General features: G+C 62.8%; 13 protein-coding genes. 6 read left to right on the forward strand and 7 right to left on the reverse strand.

Annotation, left to right across the window (positions count from 1 at the left end; translation table 11 throughout):
• Positions 1–65 precede the first annotated feature (65 nt).
• A complete protein-coding gene (locus ACFMO7_RS11980) occupies positions 66–1,433 on the reverse strand; it encodes a flavin-containing monooxygenase (RefSeq protein ID WP_376795712.1) in 1,368 nt (455 codons plus the stop codon).
• Positions 1,434–1,843: 410 nt separating this feature from the next.
• On the opposite strand from ACFMO7_RS11980, the gene ACFMO7_RS11985 reads away from it, so the two are divergent.
• Entirely contained in the window at positions 1,844–2,707 is an 864-nt protein-coding gene (locus ACFMO7_RS11985; protein ID WP_376795713.1) for a 3-hydroxyacyl-CoA dehydrogenase family protein, read from the forward strand.
• A gap of 218 nt (positions 2,708–2,925) precedes the next feature.
• On the opposite strand, the gene ACFMO7_RS11990 is transcribed toward ACFMO7_RS11985, so the two are convergent.
• Positions 2,926–3,813, reverse strand: coding sequence for a hypothetical protein (locus tag ACFMO7_RS11990; RefSeq protein ID WP_376795714.1), 888 nt, complete (start codon positions 3,811–3,813; stop codon positions 2,926–2,928).
• Positions 3,814–4,063: 250 nt separating this feature from the next.
• On the opposite strand from ACFMO7_RS11990, the gene ACFMO7_RS11995 reads away from it, so the two are divergent.
• Positions 4,064–4,939 carry an amidohydrolase family protein gene (locus tag ACFMO7_RS11995; protein ID WP_376795715.1) on the forward strand — a complete coding sequence of 292 codons (876 nt, stop codon included), beginning with the start codon at positions 4,064–4,066 and terminating at the stop codon, positions 4,937–4,939.
• 122 nt (positions 4,940–5,061) lie between these two features.
• Here the strand turns inward: ACFMO7_RS11995 and ACFMO7_RS12000 are convergent, their stop codons facing one another.
• The 3 genes from ACFMO7_RS12000 to ACFMO7_RS12010 form a co-directional block, all read right to left on the reverse strand.
• The gene (locus tag ACFMO7_RS12000; RefSeq protein WP_376795716.1) at positions 5,062–6,096 is read right to left on the reverse strand and encodes an N-acetylglucosamine kinase; all 1,035 of its coding nucleotides are present in this window, start codon (positions 6,094–6,096) and stop codon (positions 5,062–5,064) included.
• Positions 6,097–6,135: 39 nt separating this feature from the next.
• Positions 6,136–7,458 carry a glycoside hydrolase gene (locus ACFMO7_RS12005; RefSeq protein WP_376795717.1) on the reverse strand — a complete coding sequence of 441 codons (1,323 nt, stop codon included), beginning with the start codon at positions 7,456–7,458 and terminating at the stop codon, positions 6,136–6,138.
• A 131-nt stretch (positions 7,459–7,589) separates the two neighbouring features.
• Complete coding sequence (locus ACFMO7_RS12010) at positions 7,590–8,381, reverse strand: NAD-dependent deacetylase (RefSeq protein ID WP_376795718.1); 792 nt, start codon at positions 8,379–8,381, stop codon at positions 7,590–7,592.
• Between the two features lie 396 nt (positions 8,382–8,777).
• Here ACFMO7_RS12010 and ACFMO7_RS12015 point away from each other — a divergent pair, with 396 nt between their 5' ends.
• Positions 8,778–9,398, forward strand: coding sequence for an NAD(P)-dependent oxidoreductase (locus ACFMO7_RS12015; protein ID WP_376795719.1), 621 nt, complete (start codon positions 8,778–8,780; stop codon positions 9,396–9,398).
• A gap of 82 nt (positions 9,399–9,480) precedes the next feature.
• Here the strand turns inward: ACFMO7_RS12015 and ACFMO7_RS12020 are convergent, their stop codons facing one another.
• Positions 9,481–10,722 carry a glycoside hydrolase family 3 protein gene (locus ACFMO7_RS12020; RefSeq protein ID WP_376795720.1) on the reverse strand — a complete coding sequence of 414 codons (1,242 nt, stop codon included), beginning with the start codon at positions 10,720–10,722 and terminating at the stop codon, positions 9,481–9,483.
• 604 nt (positions 10,723–11,326) lie between these two features.
• Between ACFMO7_RS12020 and ACFMO7_RS12025 the strand changes: the two genes are divergently transcribed.
• Positions 11,327–12,904: a phytoene desaturase family protein gene (locus tag ACFMO7_RS12025; RefSeq protein ID WP_376795721.1), complete on the forward strand. Its 1,578-nt coding sequence runs from the start codon at positions 11,327–11,329 to the stop codon at positions 12,902–12,904.
• A 387-nt stretch (positions 12,905–13,291) separates the two neighbouring features.
• Here ACFMO7_RS12025 and ACFMO7_RS12030 read toward each other — a convergent pair whose 3' ends face one another.
• Positions 13,292–14,308, reverse strand: a complete 1,017-nt coding sequence (locus tag ACFMO7_RS12030) for an RluA family pseudouridine synthase (protein WP_376795783.1) — start codon at positions 14,306–14,308, stop codon at positions 13,292–13,294.
• Positions 14,309–14,565: 257 nt separating this feature from the next.
• Between ACFMO7_RS12030 and ACFMO7_RS12035 the strand changes: the two genes are divergently transcribed.
• Together ACFMO7_RS12035 and ACFMO7_RS12040 are read left to right on the forward strand one after the other, a co-directional pair.
• Positions 14,566–15,582, forward strand: a complete 1,017-nt coding sequence (locus tag ACFMO7_RS12035) for a PAC2 family protein (protein WP_376795722.1) — start codon at positions 14,566–14,568, stop codon at positions 15,580–15,582.
• Positions 15,583–17,043, forward strand: a complete 1,461-nt coding sequence (locus ACFMO7_RS12040; protein ID WP_376795723.1) for an acetate--CoA ligase family protein — start codon at positions 15,583–15,585, stop codon at positions 17,041–17,043.
• The last annotated feature ends 46 nt before the right edge of the window (positions 17,044–17,089 follow it).

Genomic DNA, 17,089 nt, shown 5'->3' on the forward strand with positions numbered 1-17,089 from the left:
CTCTCGCTTCGCTTTCTCTCCCTGTCAGGCAGACAGGCAGACAGGATAGAGAATGCCTCTGTCAGTCAGGACTGGTTGGCATGACCGGCGGCCGGAACGGCGTAGCCGGGGGCACTCTCGGCTGCCGGCTGCGGCTGTGATTGGCTCTGGTTGCCGCTGAGCTTGCCAGGCTGGCCACCTCTGGCTCGGGGGGCCAGACCTCGTAGCCGACGCCGCAGACGCTCGATGGAGCGCATGGTCTCCTGGACGCCAACCAGGTAGCGGGCCGATGGCGGCTCCCAGCGGGCAATCTGCTCAACGATGGGCGTCTCCAGCCGCTCCTGGCACTGGACGAGGTCAACGAGCAGGCGGGCCCCACGGCTGATGAGGGGGCCGGCGCCGCCGCGTGGCTGCAGGAGGCCGAAGATGTAGAGGTTGGCCAGGCCCGGCACGAGCAGGTGAGCGACCAGACGTGGATAGCCATGCTCCCAGGTGAAGAGGTTCTGGTCGAGGAAGGGGAAGGAGACGTTGAAGCCGGTGGCCCAGACGATGGTGTCGAACTCCTGACTGCTGCCGTCCACAAAGTGGACTCGTTTGCCGTCCAGGCGCGCGATGTCGGGCTTGGGGCTGATGAGTCCGTGACGGATAAAGTAGAGGAGCTGCGAGTTGACGATCGGATGGCGGTCGAAGAGGTCGTGGTCGGGTTTGGGCAGCCCGTAGCGGGAGTTGGGGCCGACGATCAGGGCCAGGGCGGCTTTGATGATCAGCTTCTGGAGCCAGAGCGGCATCCAGGGCATTTCCATTTCGGCGACAGGGATGCCGGCAATGGTCTTGGGCAGGAAGTAGTAGCCACGGCGCATGGAGATGGCTACGTGCTTGATGCGCTTGCAGAGAGCGCCTTCGACGGCGATGTCGCAGCCGGAGTTGCCTGCCCCGACGACCAGGATGCTTTCCCCTTCCAGGTCGTCGGCGTTTTTGTAGTCCTTGGAGTGCAGGGTTTTGCCGCTGAAGTGCCCAGGGTAGCGCGGGTAGCGCCGGTCCCAGTGGTGGCCGTTGGCGACGATGACCCCCTGGTATTCGAGAGTGCGCCCATCGTCCAGCGTGACGCGCCAGCCGCTGAGACCGCGCTGGTCCAGCGGCTCGAGGCGTTCGACACGGCGCCCAAACTGGATGTAGCGCCGCAGGCCGTAGTGGTCGGCATAGGCTCGCAGGTAGTCCAGGACTTGCTGACGGCTGGGAAAGTCAGGATAGCTGGCCGGCATGGGGTACTCTTCGTAGCCGGTGCTGTTGCGCGAAGAGATGATGTGCGTTGCATCGTAGACGCCGTTGAGCCAGTTGCCGCCGACGTCGTCGTTTTTCTCGAAGATGTCGAAGGCAATGCCGGCTTCCTGGAAGGCTCGGGCAATGCCCAGACCTGAGTAGCCGGCGCCAATGATGCAGTAGCGCGGTGCCATGCGTGTTCCTCCTTTGGTGGTGACGGCTTGCTGCGCCGGTCAACCCCTTGACCGGCCCGGGCCGAGCGTCAGACGACCCTCTGCTCAGCTGACCCCGCGGGCATCCCCTCCGGCTTGCCTCACTGGCCTGGCCCGGCCTGGCTTCGCTTCTGCGCGCTGGCCGCTGAGCGCCCGCGTCTGCTCCCTTCCCCTCGCCGCTCCCTTCCCTGTATTGAATATAGTTCAAATTTGACCAAAAGTCAAGACGGGCCGGGTCTTGTCTCGGGACCGGGGCAGGATGCTATAGTAGGTGAGGCGACCTCCGCTCAGCCTGTCGCCGCTGGCGGGACTGCCTGCTGGCGGGTTGGCTGGTGTCGCCAGGTCGTGGTCTGTGTGCTCTTCTTTTTTCGCTTGAGAGGAGGAATGCGTTCATGGCTGTGACAACGATTCGCACTGTTGGTGTCGTTGGCTGTGGCCTGATGGGCAGCGGCATTGCCCAGACCTGTGTCCAGGCCGGCTACGAGGTGGTAGTTCGTGAGGTCTCTGAGGAGCTGCTGCACAAGGGCCTCCAGCGTATCTTTGAGGCCTGGCAGATGCTGGTGGGTAAGGGCCGGCTCTCCCAGGAGCAGGCCGAGGAGTATCGTGGGCGCTTGCGGGGGGTAGTGGCGTTGGAGGAGCTGGCCGGCTGTGATTTGGTGATCGAGGCCATTATTGAGCGCATGGAGGAGAAGCTGCGCCTCTTTACGGCTCTCGACCGCCTGCTCAGGCCGGAGGCGCTGATTGTCTCAAATACCTCTTCGCTGAGTGTAACCCAGATGGCGGCCGTGACGCGCCGCCCGCAGCAGGTGTGTGGGCTGCATTTCTTTAATCCGGCTCCGGTGATGAAGTTGGTGGAGGTGGTGAGACCGATTACGGCCTCCGAGGAGACTATCGAGACGGTGCGGCGTTTTGCGGAGTCTCTGGGGAAGACTCCCGTGGTCGCTAAGGATACCGCCGGCTTCATTGTGAATTTCTTGCTGATTCCGTATTTGCTTTCGGCGATCCGGATGCTGGAGCAGGGGATGGCCTCCCGCGATGATATCGATACGGCTATGCGTCTGGGTTGCGGCTACCCCATGGGACCGTTTACGCTGCTGGATTACGTGGGTCTGGATACGACTCTGTGGGCGGCAGAGGCTATCTATGAGGAGTATAAGGAGCCGCTCTATGCTCCTCCTCCTTTGCTGCGTCGCATGGTGGCGGCGGGGATGCTGGGCCGCAAGAGTGGGCGTGGCTTCTATGAGTATTCCTCCTGAATCCCGCTCGGCTGCCCCCTTCGCTGGCTGCCGGGTTGGCTGGTCGGGCGGGCAGACGGGCGGCTCTCACCACTTCCGGGCTAGGTGGCCAGCCGACTAGCTGCTGGCCACTTGTGCCTTCTTTCTTTTTGTCTTGCTTGTGGTCTGGCAGGGGAGGGGAGCGGTCTGGGTCGGTGGTGACTTGCTCGGGGTTGGCTGGGTTCGCTCCCCCTCTCTCCCTATTCCTCTTCGTGTTCTTCGGCCAGGGAGACGCGCGGCTCCCGGCCTGGGCGTGCGCTGGGGGAGTGGGACTGATGGCTGCTGGGGTGGGCGCGCTCCAGCGGCAGGTGCTGGTGGTGGTAGAGTCGGTTCGAGAGGAGGGCGTGATTGGCTGTCATGGCGACTTGTAGGGATTCGACGAGTTGCTCGAGCCGCTCGATGCTCTGGAAGACTTGCTGGAAGGGGGCCTGGTTGTCATGGTAGGGTTCGACAGCACTGGTGCTGGCTCGCTGAACGGCCAGGTGCTGTTCCCAGGTGGTGGCCAGCTCGCGCAGGGCGGTGTAGAGGCGCTCCAGACGCTCATCGAGTACTCGGCCAAGGGCCTCCATCAGGTCGTCCCAGGAGAGTTCGGCCTGCACTTCGAGGGCTTCGGCCTCGGCTTCGGGCCCAGAGGGCTGTGGGGGGGGAGCAGCCTCGTCGCTGCCGGGCCTGCCTTGCTCGCCAACGGTGGAGGGGATGCCAGCGGAGCGCTGGCTGAGGAGCTGGTTGAGGAGTTGCTCGATGCCCATCAGTTGGGCGGCAAGGAGACGGTCAAGGGCGCTCTCGATGTGCTGTTGTTGCTGTTGCTGGCGTTGCTCGACTTCGTGGCCCAGGGCCTGGATCAGGCGCGTTTGCTGGGTGCCGAGCTTCTGGCTGAGGGCGATGTTGAGTTCATTTTGCTGGTCGCTGAGTTTGTGGGTCAGGCTGCGCAGTAGCTCCTGCTGGAGCTGGTTAAGGCGCTGCTCAAAGTCGCGGCTCAGGGTGCTGAGGCGCTGCTCGAAGGTCCGCTCCATGTCCTGGCGGTGAGCAGTAAGGCGGCGCTCGAGTATGGTGTTGAAGGATTGCAGTTCGTCTTCGGTGAACGACATAGCCACGTCCCTTTTGTTCTTCCTGGCTGGGTGGGTGAGCCTGCTGTCAAGTATAGGGGGAGTGGGGACGATTGTCAATTCGGCGCTCCGGTAGCGGCGCTCGGCCTGGTCAGGGAGGGATCAGGCGCCTCCGGCTGGCTGTGTTACAATGGTAGGGATGCGGGGTGTCGGTCGGTCGATGGGGGCGAGGCTGCGTCCGTCTGACTGACTGACTGACTGAGCTGTCCAGCGCTTGCGGAGGATGTTCTCTATGCCACGTGCGATCGATTTCCATGTGCATTTGCCAACGACTGAGTTTATTCAGGTGACCCTTGGTCCCTATGCCCGGGCCGCTGAGCGTTTCTTTCGTACGGAGGTGCGCCTGAAGGATATTGAGCAGATGGCCGCCGACTATGCGGAGCTGGATATGGTCGGGGTGCTGTTAGCCTGGGATGCGGAGACGGCTACGGGCCTTCCTCCTTTGGGCAACGATTATGTGGCGGCTATCGTGCAGCGTTATCCTCGGCAGTTTATCGGCTTTGCCAGTGTCGATCCCCATAAGGGCAAGGCGGCTGTTAAGGAGGTCGAGCGGGCCATCAGGGATCTGGGTCTGGCCGGGGTGAAGTTTCATCCGGGGGTGCAGGCCTTCTATCCCAACGACCGCGCTTTCTATCCGCTGATGGAGAAGATTCAGGAGTTGGGGGTACCGGCCCTTTTCCATACGGGGACGAATGGTCTGGGGGCGGGTGTGCCTGGAGGGATGGGTATTAAGCTGGATTATACCCGCCCGATCTATCTGGATGCGCTGGCCGCCGATTTCCCGGGCCTGACGATTATCGGAGCTCATCCTTCCTGGCCCTGGCATGAGGAGATGATCGCTGTTCTCCAGCATAAGGCGAATGTCTTTAATGATTTGTCGGGCTGGTCGCCGAAGTATATCCCTCAGTCGTTGCTGCGCGAGGCGGCAACTCGCCTTCAGGATCGTATCCTCTTCGGCTCCGACTATCCTTTCATTACGCCTCAGCGCTGGCTGCGCGATTTTGAGGCTCTCGACTATTTCACCCCCGAGGTGCGCGAGAAAATCTTGTGGCGTAACGCTCAGAAGCTGCTGGCCCATACGCCGGTGGCGAGCATGCAGTTCGCCTGATGGCGCTGCTCCCGCTCGCCTGTCCGCTGCGCCTGGCTGAACTGCCTCCCCGGCCCTGGCTGGTCGGGGGGGGGACCGCTGCCCGGCTCGGCCTCTGGCCGGCGTCTGGCGGCCCGTGGGCTTCAGCCGAGCGTGTCGAAGAAGCTGGCCGCTGGCAGGGTCGGTAGGAGACGGGCGATGAGTTGCTCGTCGATGGGCTGGCCCGCCAGTTCCAGGGCACTGAAGAGGACCCCTACGACTGGCTCGAAGCGTGGGCGTATGGGCTGAGCCTGCGGTGAGCGGCTGCGCACGCGGGCGATGATGGCTTCGGCCAGCAGTGTCGACGGATGGCGCAGGACGCCTCCGGCCAGGACCAGGGGAAAGGGCCGACCTTCGAGACCGACGCGCTGGGCTGCGACGTTGGCGAAGTCTCCCAGGGCGCTGCCGTGCTCGGTGACGAGGCGGCGGGCGACCCTGTCGCCGGCCTCGGCCTCGTCAAGTAGAGCAGCGGCTAGTCCGCTCGGTGGGGGCGTTTGCTGAGGTAGGCGAGCGCTGAGGCGGTGGAGGACTTCTTCGACGCTGCCGGCGCCAAAGTAGGCGAGGACGCGCTCGCGCAGGGTTGTCGGGGGGCTGATGCCCAGTTCGGCATGGAAGACGGCGGTCAGGGCTAGCTGGCCGAGGTGACCGGCTCCCTGGACGCTGTCTTGCCAGTGGCTGGAGTGCCAGGTGCGTCCGTCCGGTCCTCGGGCTCCGGTGGCAGCGCCTGTTCCGCAGATGACAGCTACCCCCTGGTGGCTGGTGCTGTTCATGCAGGCGGCGTGTAGGACCCCAAGGGCATCGTTTTGGATCAGCAGCCGTTTTCCGTACCCCCGTGTGCGCATGGCTGCCTCGAGCAGGGCGAAGTCTTCTGGCCAGTCAGCTCCGGCCATGTTGAAGATGGCGGCTTCCAGTTCGTCTGGCCTACAGCCGGCTTGCTGGAGCGCACTTTCGACAGCCCGCTCGATCTCGCGCAGGGCTGGCGGCTCGTGCAGGTGGCTGTGGGGGGCCTCGCCCGGCGCAAGGCGGTAGATGTCGCCGCAGCCGGCCCGCCCTGCTCCGCGGATCTGACCGTCGAGAGTGGCTACCAGGGCCAGGGTTTTGGTGTTGCCTCCGTCGACGGCGAGTGCGTAGCTTGCCATGGCTGTCTGCTCCTTTGTGTTCATCTGGCTGCTGTGGGCTTAGTGGAGGAGTCGCTCGGGAAGATAGGCCCGGTGGGCGGCAGCCATCTCGTCGTAGAGGGCCTCTGCTTTGCTGAGCGAGAGGACCAGCGGATGGCTGGCCAGGGCCCGAATGGCGTCGCGCCGGTTGCCGCTCCAGGCGGCTTCGGCGGTGAGGGCCTGGTATTCGGCAAGTTGGCCGATGAGACCTCGCAGGTGGGCTGGCAGCGGCTCGTGGAGCAGGGGGGTGACTCCCTGGCGGTCGACGTAGCCGACGATTTCGACGACGCGGTCATCGGGTAGCCCCGGAAGGGCGCCGCGGTTGGGGACGTTGACGTACCAAAGCTCGCCTCGGTCGTTGTAGATGGCGTCCATGACGTCGATGGCTAGCTCGAGTTCGTGTAGGCCGCCACGTGAGCGCTGGGGGTCGAGCGCTGGCAGGTCGCGTTCGGCTTGCTCGCGGTAGTGATTCCAGTAGTCAGGGACGCTGGCCATGATGTCTTGGGCGCGCGTGGTGGGTTTGGCTTGTTGCTCGGCCAGGAGTTCGTCTTTGTAGTAGTAATACTGCAGGTAGTGGTTGGGTAGGGCCTGCATGGTCACAGCTAAACGGAGCTGTCGGAGGGTGTAGCGCAGTTCGGGATCGGGGGTGTCTTCTCCTTCGGGATGCGCACGACGCAGCCGTTCGTAGGTTTCTTCCAGGAGCGGCAGCAGGTCTTGCCCGTCGTAGCGCGGGTTGAGTCCCCAGGATCCGTGGTTGAGTCCTCGGAAGCGTACGCTTACTCGGGCCGGATCCAGGCCAGCATAGCGGGCAAAGCGGGCGGTGTCCATGATCGGACCTTCGCAGAAGGAGATGGTGGGAATGGGGCTGTGGTGGGTGACAGCTTCTGAGATGATGTTGATCGGGTTGGTGTAGTTGAAGAGCCGCGCCTGGGGGCAGACGGCCTCCATGTCGGCCAGGATGCCTTGCATGACGGCTATGCTGCGCAGGGCCATGAAGAAGCCGCCCGGTCCCTGGGTCTCTTGGCCGATGATGCCGTATTTGAGGGGAATGCTTTCGTCCAGGTGCCTGGCTTCGAAGCCGCCTGGCCGGTAGCTGGTGAGGACGGCATCGCAGTCTTGCAGGCCAGCGCGCCGGTCGGTGGTGATGGTGATGGTCAGGTCGAGGCCACGGGCCTGGGCCAGTTTGCTGCCGATGGTCTGTACGATCCGGAGGTGCTCTTCGTTCAAGTCGATTAGGACGATCTCGGAGCCGTTGAAGTTCTCTCCCTGGGCGATAAAGGAGGCCAGCGTTCCGGCGGCGCGTGTGCTTCCTCCCCCAATATAGGCAAGTTTGATGCGGGCCACGGTTTGCTTTCTTCCTCCCCCTGGTTGGGTGATCTAGACAACTAGATGATTCCAGTATACATCCTTTTGTCCAGGTCCTGGCGCCTGCTTCTCTCTTCCCCGCCTCTGTGGCTGGCGCTCGTGAGCGACTCTCAGTTGGTGATGGCCGTGCTTCTCCCCCAGGTGGCGCTGACAATGGCCGGCAGGACCTCGCCGGCTTTACCTCGCAGGTCGTAGAGTCGGCTGGCCCGGGTCCCGTAGGTCGTCTCTTCCTGCAGCAATGGGGTGGCTTCAGGGTTGATGACCGCTACGGTGGCGCCTGCTCGTAGGGCGGTGTGGGGCAGCGAGGCGGCCGGCTCGACGATGCCCGAGGTGCCGACGACGAGCAGGACGTCGCAGCGCAGGACAGCCTGCAGGGCCTGGTAATAGGTTTGCTCAGGGAGAAGTTCGCCGAACCAGACGACGTCTGGTCGCAGGTAGCTGCCACACAGGCGGCAGCGGGGGGGTATTTCCTGTCCGCTGTCTCTCTCGGGATCGGCCGGGTGGCCTTGGGCCAGGCATTTGGTGCGGAAAAGGTTCCCGTGTAGCTCCAGGACGCGGCTGCTGCCGGCCCGCTGGTGCAGACCGTCGACGTTCTGGGTGATGACGGTGACCTCTTCTACGTGACGCTCCATTTCGGCCAGGGCCCGATGGCCGGCGTTGGGTTCGGCTGCTGCGGCTTTCTGCCTCCGTTCGGCGTACCATTTCCAGACGCGCTGCGGGTCGCGCTCGAAGGCTTCGCGCGTCGCCAGTTCTTCTGGTCTGAAGTGTGTCCAGAGGCCGCTGGCTGCGTCTCGAAAGGTGGGTATGCCGCTCTCTGCTGAGATGCCTGCTCCTGTAAGGGCTACGATGCGCCTGGCCTGGCGCAGTACCTGGCAGAGTTCTTGGGGAATGCTCTGTTCCATCTCTTCTCTCTTTACTTTGCCTGCTTGCTCGCTTTGAGGTGATCGGCGGCTGCGCTGCCTGAGATGCTTTCCCTTGCTTTGCTGCCTCTTCCTTCTCTGGTTCTTTTCCTTCCCTTGCTCTCGTTCCGCCATATCATAATGTATGGCGGGTTTCGTTTTGTTGCAAGGGAGGGTGGGGATCTGGGACTACTCGGGCCGGTCTTGTTGCCTGCTTCGCTCTTCTTCGCGCTGCCTCTCCCGACTTGACTTCTCTTTTCTTGCTGGCTTGCCTGTCTGTAATGTAAGATGCTTTGGGAGAGGTGCTTCTCTTTGCTGCTGTTGCTGTTGCTTGTTGAGTTTCTGTCACTGTTCGCACACAGTTCATCATGACTGGCGCGGGGAAAGGAGGAACTCTAGGTGGTGACTGAGGCGCTGAGTGCGCTTGGTTTTGCTGGTCTGGGGCGCATGGGGCTGCCTATGGCCCGCAATTTGCTCCGGGCGGGTTACCGTTTGCGGGTATACAATCGTACGCCGGGGCGGGCCGATGAGCTGGTAGCTGAGGGGGCCCAGTGGGTTGAGCGTCCCCGTGATCTGGCCGAGCCGGGTGGGGTGGTTTTTTCGATGCTGGCCGATGATGCGGCGCTGGAGGCCGTGACGGTCGGTGATGATGGCCTGCTGGCTGGCCTGGCTCCTGGGGGTATCCATGTCTCCTGTAGCGCGGTCTCACCCGCTATCGCCCGCCGTATGAAGCGTTTGCATGCTGAGCGTGGCTGCGTCTATGTGGCGGCTCCGGTTGTCGGGCGGCCCGATGCTGCTGCCGCCGGTAAGCTTTGGATCTGTCTGGCCGGTGAGCCGGCGGCCAGGGAGCGTGTTGGACCTCTGCTGCAGGTGCTTGGGCAGGCGGTCTTTGTCTTCGGCAACGAGCCGGCTGCTGCTAATGTGGTGAAGCTAGCGGCGAATTTTTTGGTTGGGTCGGCCCTGGAGGCGCTGGTTGAGGCCCTGGCTTTGGCTGTGGACGAGGCGGCGGGCCTGTTGTGAGTCGCTCTGCTGTCTCGTTGGCGCTGCGGAGATCGGCGGGTAGCGAGGAGGCGCCAGATGGCGCCTCCTCTTTTTTGCTTCTCTAGCGGATGATGCCGTAGCGCAGTTTGAGGGTCAGGATGCGCTCGACTGACTGGTCGATGCGGGCTTCTGTGAGTTGCCCTTGTTGAATGGCGGCCTTGAGGGCGCTCACGACGTCAGCCACCTGCTGTGGTGTGTAGGGACCTTCGATGAGGTCGTTGCCGGCTTCGATGGCCATGACGGCGGCTTCGCTCAGGGACCAGTGTTCGCTGATGCCTCGCATGTAGAGGCCATCGGTGATGACGACACCGTCGTAGCCAAGCTGCTGGCGCAGTACGCCGTCGATGGCCTTCGGCGATAGCTCCGCCGGCAGTTGGGGGTCAATGGCGGGCATCAGGACGTCGGTCGCCATGATCATGGCTGGCTGGTATTTGGGGATCATGATCCGGTAGGGGGCCAGATCGATACGGTTGAGCGTTGTCAGATCGCGGTTGACTACTGGCAGGCCGCTGTGGGGATCTGAGGTAATGGCCCCCAGTCCTGGGAAGTGTTTGAGGCAGCCGGCGACCTGGTGTTCCTGCAGCCCTTGTAAGTAGGCTCCTGCGTAGGTGGCCACCGTTTGGGGGTCACGGCCAAACATGCGTGTCTCTAGTACCGGGGGGTCGACGCTGTGGACGTCGACGACGGGGGCCAGGTCGCTGTTGATGCCGAGCTGTCTCATCCATTCGGCAGCCTGGCTACCTTGCTGGTAGGCGTAGGATGGCTTGCCGCTGGCTGCCATCTCCGCTGCCGATGGAAGTGGCCCATGAAATCTATAGAGCCGGTTGACAAGTCCTCCCTCCTGGTCGGTGGCGATCAGGAGGGGTACCTTGGCGTCCTGCATCGCCTGCTGGGAAAACTCCGCGATGGCGCTGATGCTGTTGTAGGGTGCATCGAAGTTATGGTTGCTCTCCTGGTACATGAAGCCACCCACGTACTGGTCGCGGATCATCTCCTGCAGGCCGCTGCTCTGGTAGTCGTGGCCCAGGTACTCCACGATGATGAGTTGACCGAGTTTCTGGTCGAGGGTCAGGCTGGCAAGGATCTGGCGCGCCCTGGCGATCAGGCTCCGGTTGCTCTCCAGATCGCGCCCCTGCCAGTCTGGTCGGGCTGCCGCTGGGCGTGACTGGGCCGTTGTTGGGGCTGTCGGTCCCCCTCCTGAGCTTTCGCTGCTCTGCCCGCATCCTCCCAGAATAAGCAATAATGCGCATATAGCAATATAGATCAGATTTTGATTGCTCTTCTTGCCTACATACTTTTCCATTGTTCCTGCGTGCCTTCCGTGCGCTGGGCGATGGAGATCACAGAGATACCCTCTGATGTTTAGCATAACTCCCTCTCGAAGGGTTGGGACGGTGCAAATTCTGCCTGGTAACGAGGTGAGAGAAAGAGGTTGCCTGTGCCTGCGATTTTGGGAGCTGGGTGGTGGGGTCCCCTCGGACTATGTGTCTATCTGCTCGGTACCTTTGTTGTTGTTCGTCCGTCGGTTCTGTGTAGTCAATGACTATAAGACAAACAGATCCTCCTCTCTGAAATAGCCTACTTCTCCCCAGCGAGCTATCGCCCCAGGCCGCAAGCAAGGCCATAGGGCGGGCAATCTCGCCTGAGGGATCGGGCCTTTTCCTGTTCCCGTCCTGAAGCTGGCAAGTGGAGAGCAATGTGGCGCTCTCCACCTGCTTTGTCACGTCTCTACTAAGCCAGGCATGGGCCTATCCTTGGCACACTCTTATGGCTATAAGAATTTCTATCCTCTTTGGGGGGAAAGGCATACCGACTTGACGTTGTCCAGGCCAGCGGCTATCATCCCTAGCAAAAGCAAAGCGAGGGCATTGCCCGCGGCGGCCAGCGGAGCAGAAAGGGACCACCTGATGAGCGAACGAGTGCAGCGCTACGACGCAATCATTATCGGAGCCGGGCACAACGGCCTCGTCGCAGCCGGCTATCTTGCCCGAGCGGGCAAGCGGGTTCTAGTCCTTGAACAGCGCGACCGAGTTGGAGGCGCCTGCACCCTTGAAGAACCCTTTCCTGGCTTCAGCGTCTCCCCCTGTGCTTACGTCGTTAGCCTCCTGCGACCGGAGATCATCCGCGACCTGGAGCTAGCGCGCTACGGCTTTGAAGCCTACGTCAAAGACCCACAGATGTTCGTTCCCTTCCCTGATGGGAGCTATCTCTTCATTCGTGCCAGCAGCGAGCTGACCGCCGAAGGGATACGGCGCTTCTCACCACGGGACGCCGCCGCCTATCCGCGCTTCCTACGCTTCTTTGAACGGGCCTCAGAGATTCTTACCCCTCTACTGCTGGAAGAGCCACCCAGCCTGGCCGAGCTGGCGGCACGTTTCCGTGGCCCCGATGAAGAGATCTACAGTTGGCTCATGTTTGGGAACCTCTATGACCTGCTGGCCGAGTACTTCGAATCCGACCAGGTGCGGGCTGCTTTTGCTGGACAGGGCGTCATCGGCAGCTTTATCGGACCCAAAACGCCGGGATCCGTCTACGTGATGTGGCATCACATGTTCGGAGAAGTCAACGGACAGCGTGGTCTCTGGGGCTACGTCCGCGGCGGCATGGGGCGTATCAGCTTTGCTCTGGCCGCCTCCGCCAGGGCGCATGGTGCCATCATTCGCCTCCAGGCGCCCGTCGCCAGCATCCTCATCCACAATGGGCGCGCCGAAGGAGTACGCCTGGAAAACGGCGAGGAGCTGCGGGCCCGAGCAGTGCTCTCCAACGCCGATCCTAAGCGCACCTTTCTCCAGCTTTGCGCCGACGCCGGCCTGGATCCTGTCTTCCTGGCTCGCCTCAAGCGTTTCAGGACCGAGAGTCCTGTTATCAAGATCAATCTGGCCCTCAAAGAGCTGCCCAGCTTCACCTGCCTGCCCGGCAGCGCCCCGGGTCTCCAACATGCTGGCTCCTGCGAGATCTCGCCGACCCCAGACTGGGTACAGCAGGCTTATGAGGAGGCTTTGCGCGGCGAGCTGTCGCGCCGTCCCTACATCGAGGCGTACATGCAGTCGGCTACCGATCCCTCGCTGACTCCTCCGGGCAAGCACCTGATCTCTCTGTTCTGCCAATATGCCCCGTACCACCTGAAAGAGCGGGCCTGGAGCGAGGAGGTCAAAGAGGAAATGGCCGAGCGCGTGATTGCCACCATGAGCGAATTCGCACCCAACTTCGCCGATGCTATCATCGACCGGCAGGTGCTCAGTCCGCTTGACATCGAGGCGCGCTATGGCATGACCGAAGGGCACATCTTCCACGGAGAGATCACCCCCGATCAGCTCTTTGGTCAACGCCCAACGCCCGAGTGCGCCCGCTACCGTACCCCGATTGCCGGTCTCTACCTCTGCGGCTCAGGAACCCATCCGGGCGGGGGCGTCATGGGAGCCCCCGGCCACAACGCAGCAATGGCCCTACTACGCGACTGGGGAGAAAGCTCCACGCTCCCCTAGCTCAGCGGTGGGAGGGGAATCCGCACCACCCTTCATAGCAAGCAGACAAGGAGGCCGATTCCCCCCCCCTTTATGCCTCGCCACATCCTCGCCTGGATCGGGCCGGGCCTGACAGAAAGCAGGCGGGGTGACCCCTGAACAAGGAGTCACCGCCAGCCCACCTTCGGGTTATGCCGCCTTCGAACATGGCAGCTACCAAAAGTAACGCCTCCTGCTCCCCTAACGTCTCGCCTCTCACACCTATCAGCTCCATCGCCAGTCTGAGCGAGTCGAGCCGGGACCAGGGCCAGCCTCAGCCAAAAGCCTCGATCCGGTTGCCGTTCCTATTTTTCAAAAGCGGAGCGCCCTGGAGCAGAGTCAGGGCCAGAATTAGCGCTCTCTCTATGGCTATAAGAAGTCCGAAGCCGGGAGCGATCTCACCTGATCGAGGCGAGCGAGCAGAGCCGGAGCCGAAGGAAAGTACCTCTCCAGCCAGAGGCGCAGCTCCTCAGCCAAGGGAGCCACCAAAGTCAGCGGTGTCCCATCGGGATAACGACGCACAGTCAGACGAGAGGCATGGAGAAACTGGCGCGACAAAGCAGCCTGGGGCGTTCCAGCTGGCGGAGGTGGGGCATAGGTCTGATCGCCGACCAAAGCATAGCCCAGGGAAGCCAGATGGACTCGGATCTGATGAATCCGGCCCGTAATGGGGCGCGCCTCCAGCAAAAGAAAAGGCCCCTGCTGGGCCAGCACCCGCAGCACCGTTTGGGCAGGCAGGCCCTCTGGTCCCACCACACAGCGTCGACGGTCCTGGGGATCACGCTGGATTGGCCCATCGAGCAACCACAGGCTTCCCACGGGCAATGGCAGCAGCTCTGCTTCTCTTCCCGAGATCGCCAGCTCCTCCAAGACAGAGGGGCCTTCCGTTCTGAGCAGCTCCTGATCAAGCTCGGCCCCAGAGAGACGACTCACCCGCAGCGGCTGCAGGGGTCGCGTCCAGCTCGGGGATCCGGCGCAGGCCACAGCCAGATAGCGCTTCAGCACCTGATGCTCGTTGAACTGCCGGCCCAGATAGCGGCAGGCATTCTCCGTGCGAGCCAGCACCACCACCCCTGATGTATCCTTATCCAGGCGATGCAGGAGCACCGGTTTGGGCAGCGGTCCCTCCTGCTTGCGCAAACGAGCCGCCCGTCGCTCGCGCAGCATCAGGCGCACCGCCTCGGGGGCCCGCTCCCAGCCCGGCTCATCGGGCAAATCCGGTGGCTGCCACTCCTGCGGTCCCTGCTGCTCAAGATAAGCCAGAATCATATTCCAGAGGGTATCATCGCTATGCTTATAGGTCGGATGAATCACTACACCTGCCGGCTTATTGACCGCCAACACATGCTGATCCTGATAGAGAATCAAGCCCGGGTCCAACTCCATCACAGAAACCGCCTCCTGCTACCAGCTTAAGGGGACACGCGGCGAGCCAGGCAAGCCTTGCCCGAGCGTGCAGCGATTGTCAGGCTATTATAGTTCTGGCCTCCCCGAGGATCAAGAGGCGCGTCGGGTTCATAGCAGTCAGCCGTCGGGCCAGAAGGCAGAAGGCCAGCGAGGGAAGGGAAGACAGGGAGACTGCCCACCATTTCCCCGACATGATAGAATGTGTAGGATACGGTCCAGGGAAGGCAGAGAGAGGTATGAGCATGTCTTCGATCCAGTACTATCGTGAACACCTGCCACTACGCAACCCGGTGCTGATTGCCGCCTTGGCCGGTTGGAACGACGCCGCCGACTCGGCCACCACCGCCATCAAATTCCTGATCGATCGCTGGAAGCCGATCAAGATCGCCGAAATAGACAGCGAAGACTTCTACGTCTTCACCGAAACACGGCCCATCGTGCGCATCGTCGACGGCATGCAGCGTTCTCTAATCTGGCCTGTCAACCAGTTCTCTGCCCACGGCCTTCCCGAGCAAGAGCGCGACATCATTCTCTACCTGGGAGTAGAACCGCAGCTCAAGTGGCGCACCTTCAGCGAGTGCTTTCTAGAGGTCTGCCGTCACTTTCACGTCTCGGAGGTCATCCTCCTGGGGGCCATGCTGGCAGACATTCCCCACTCGCTGGCAGTACCCATCACTGGCAGCTCATCGACGCCCGAGCTGCAGGAGCGGCTACGCGAGCTGGACATTCACAGCTCCGGCTACGAGGGTCCCACCGGCATGATCGGCGTGTTGCAGGACGCCTGTCGCCGCGCCAGCATTCCCGCCGCCAGCCTTTGGGCGGCAGCGCCCCATTATCTGGCCGCCACCCCCAACATCAAGGTCACTGCGGCCCTCCTGACCTATGTCAACAGCCTCCTCTCCCTCGACCTCGACCTTAACGAGATCCAGGCGGACGCGGTGCGTTTCGAGGAGCAAATCACGGCCTTGGTGGCGCGTGACCCCGAGGCCAGCGCCTACGTCCGCCGTCTGGAGGAACAGATCCACGCCCTGGCGGACGAGGAGGATGAAGACGACGAGGCTGATCCGGAGGACGAGGAGGAGCCGTCGATCAGCGATACGAGCGGCGGGCCAACCTCCGACCTTGACCGTCCCGCCGGCACCGGTCCCCTGCCGAGTGCGGACGTGCTCATCCGCAGCGTTGAGGAACTACTGCGGCGTGAGCGAGAACAGGGGCCACCCACCGATACCGACGATTCGAAGGACGAGGGTTGAATGAGCAACCGGCTGTATACGCTTGAGGAAGTGCTGCACCCGCGCTCTGTCGCCATCATTGGCGCTTCGCGCGCGCCCCAGAAGTGGGGCCATGTCGCCGCTCGCCAGTTGCTGGCGAGCTTTCCAGGCGAGGTCTACCTTGTGACGCCCAGCGCCCCCGAGATTCTCGGCCAGCGCACCTACCCGAACCTGCGCGCAGTGCCCGGACCCGTCGATCTGGCTATTATCACCACCGCCTTCCAGCACGTGCCCGCCGCCGTCGATGACTGTATCGCTCACGGAGTCAAGGGCATCGTGATCGTCACCGCCGGCTTCAGCGAGACCGGTCCCGAGGGCCGCGCCCTCGAAATGGAACTGGTCGCCCGCTGCCACGAGCACGGCATCCGTATCCTGGGCAGCAACTGCATGGGTGTCTACGTGCGACGTGCCCAGCTCAACGCCCTGGGCATGGCCTTTCCTTTGCCAGAAGGACCGATCGGCCTGGTCTCTCAAAGCGGCAACCTGGGAATGTATCTCTACGCTCAGGCTCAGCTCGACGGCCTGGGCTTCACAACCTTCCTCAGTATGGGGAACGGGGCCGACGTGCGCTTTCCCGAGTATCTGCAGTATCTGGCCAACGACCCTGAGACAAAGGTGATCGCCGGCTACGTCGAGGCCATCGATGAGGCAACGCTGCGGGAGGTGACCCAGCAGCTCTATCATCAGGGACGCTACAAGCCGGTGGTGATTTTGCTGAGTGGGGCCACGGAGGTCGGCGTGCGCGCCGCCCTGGCCCATACCGGCAGCCTGGCCACCGTGCGCCCCGACCATGATACAGCACTCCTCGGCAGCGGCGTGGTACGCGTTATCCGCTCCGACGAACTCTATCCGGTGGCACGCGCGCTGGCACTGCAGCCACCGACTCCGCGTGGCGGTCGGCGCGTGGCGATTGTGGGCGACGGCGGCGGCAGCGTGGTCGCCTCGGGCGACGCAGCCCTGCGCTGCGGCCTGGAGGTGCCCATCCTCAAGGAGGAGACCCAGCAACGGCTACGCTCCCTGATGCCGGCACGGGCGACGGCCACCAATCCGATCGATGTCGCCGGGGCCGCCGATGAGGACCCGCTGGCCTTCGCTCACCTGACCGAGATCTGCCTGGCCGACCCCACCGTCGACGGCGTCATCATTACGGGCCTGTTCGGCGGCTATCGCTGGCTGCTTTCAGAGACCTTCGGGACCCGCGAGGAGGAGGCCGCCCACGCCCTGGGCCGCCTCGTACGCCAGTATCGCAAGCCGGTCCTGGTGCAGACCATCTACGCCCGCTACGATAAGGATATACCCGCTCTGCAGTTGCTACGCGCTGAGGGGATCCCCTACTACGAATCGATCGAGATCACCTGTCGCGCTATGGCTGCCCTGGCCGAGATCGGCCAGTTTCTGGCCAACATGGCCTCCGACCCTGCCGATCAGCAGGCCGAGAGCTGAGCGAGTTGCAGCGAGGAGCGAGGTCGAGACCGAGGCAGAGCACAGC

The organism is Thermogemmatispora sp. (genome assembly GCF_042408735.1).
Lineage (GTDB): Bacteria > Chloroflexota > Ktedonobacteria > Ktedonobacterales > Ktedonobacteraceae > Thermogemmatispora.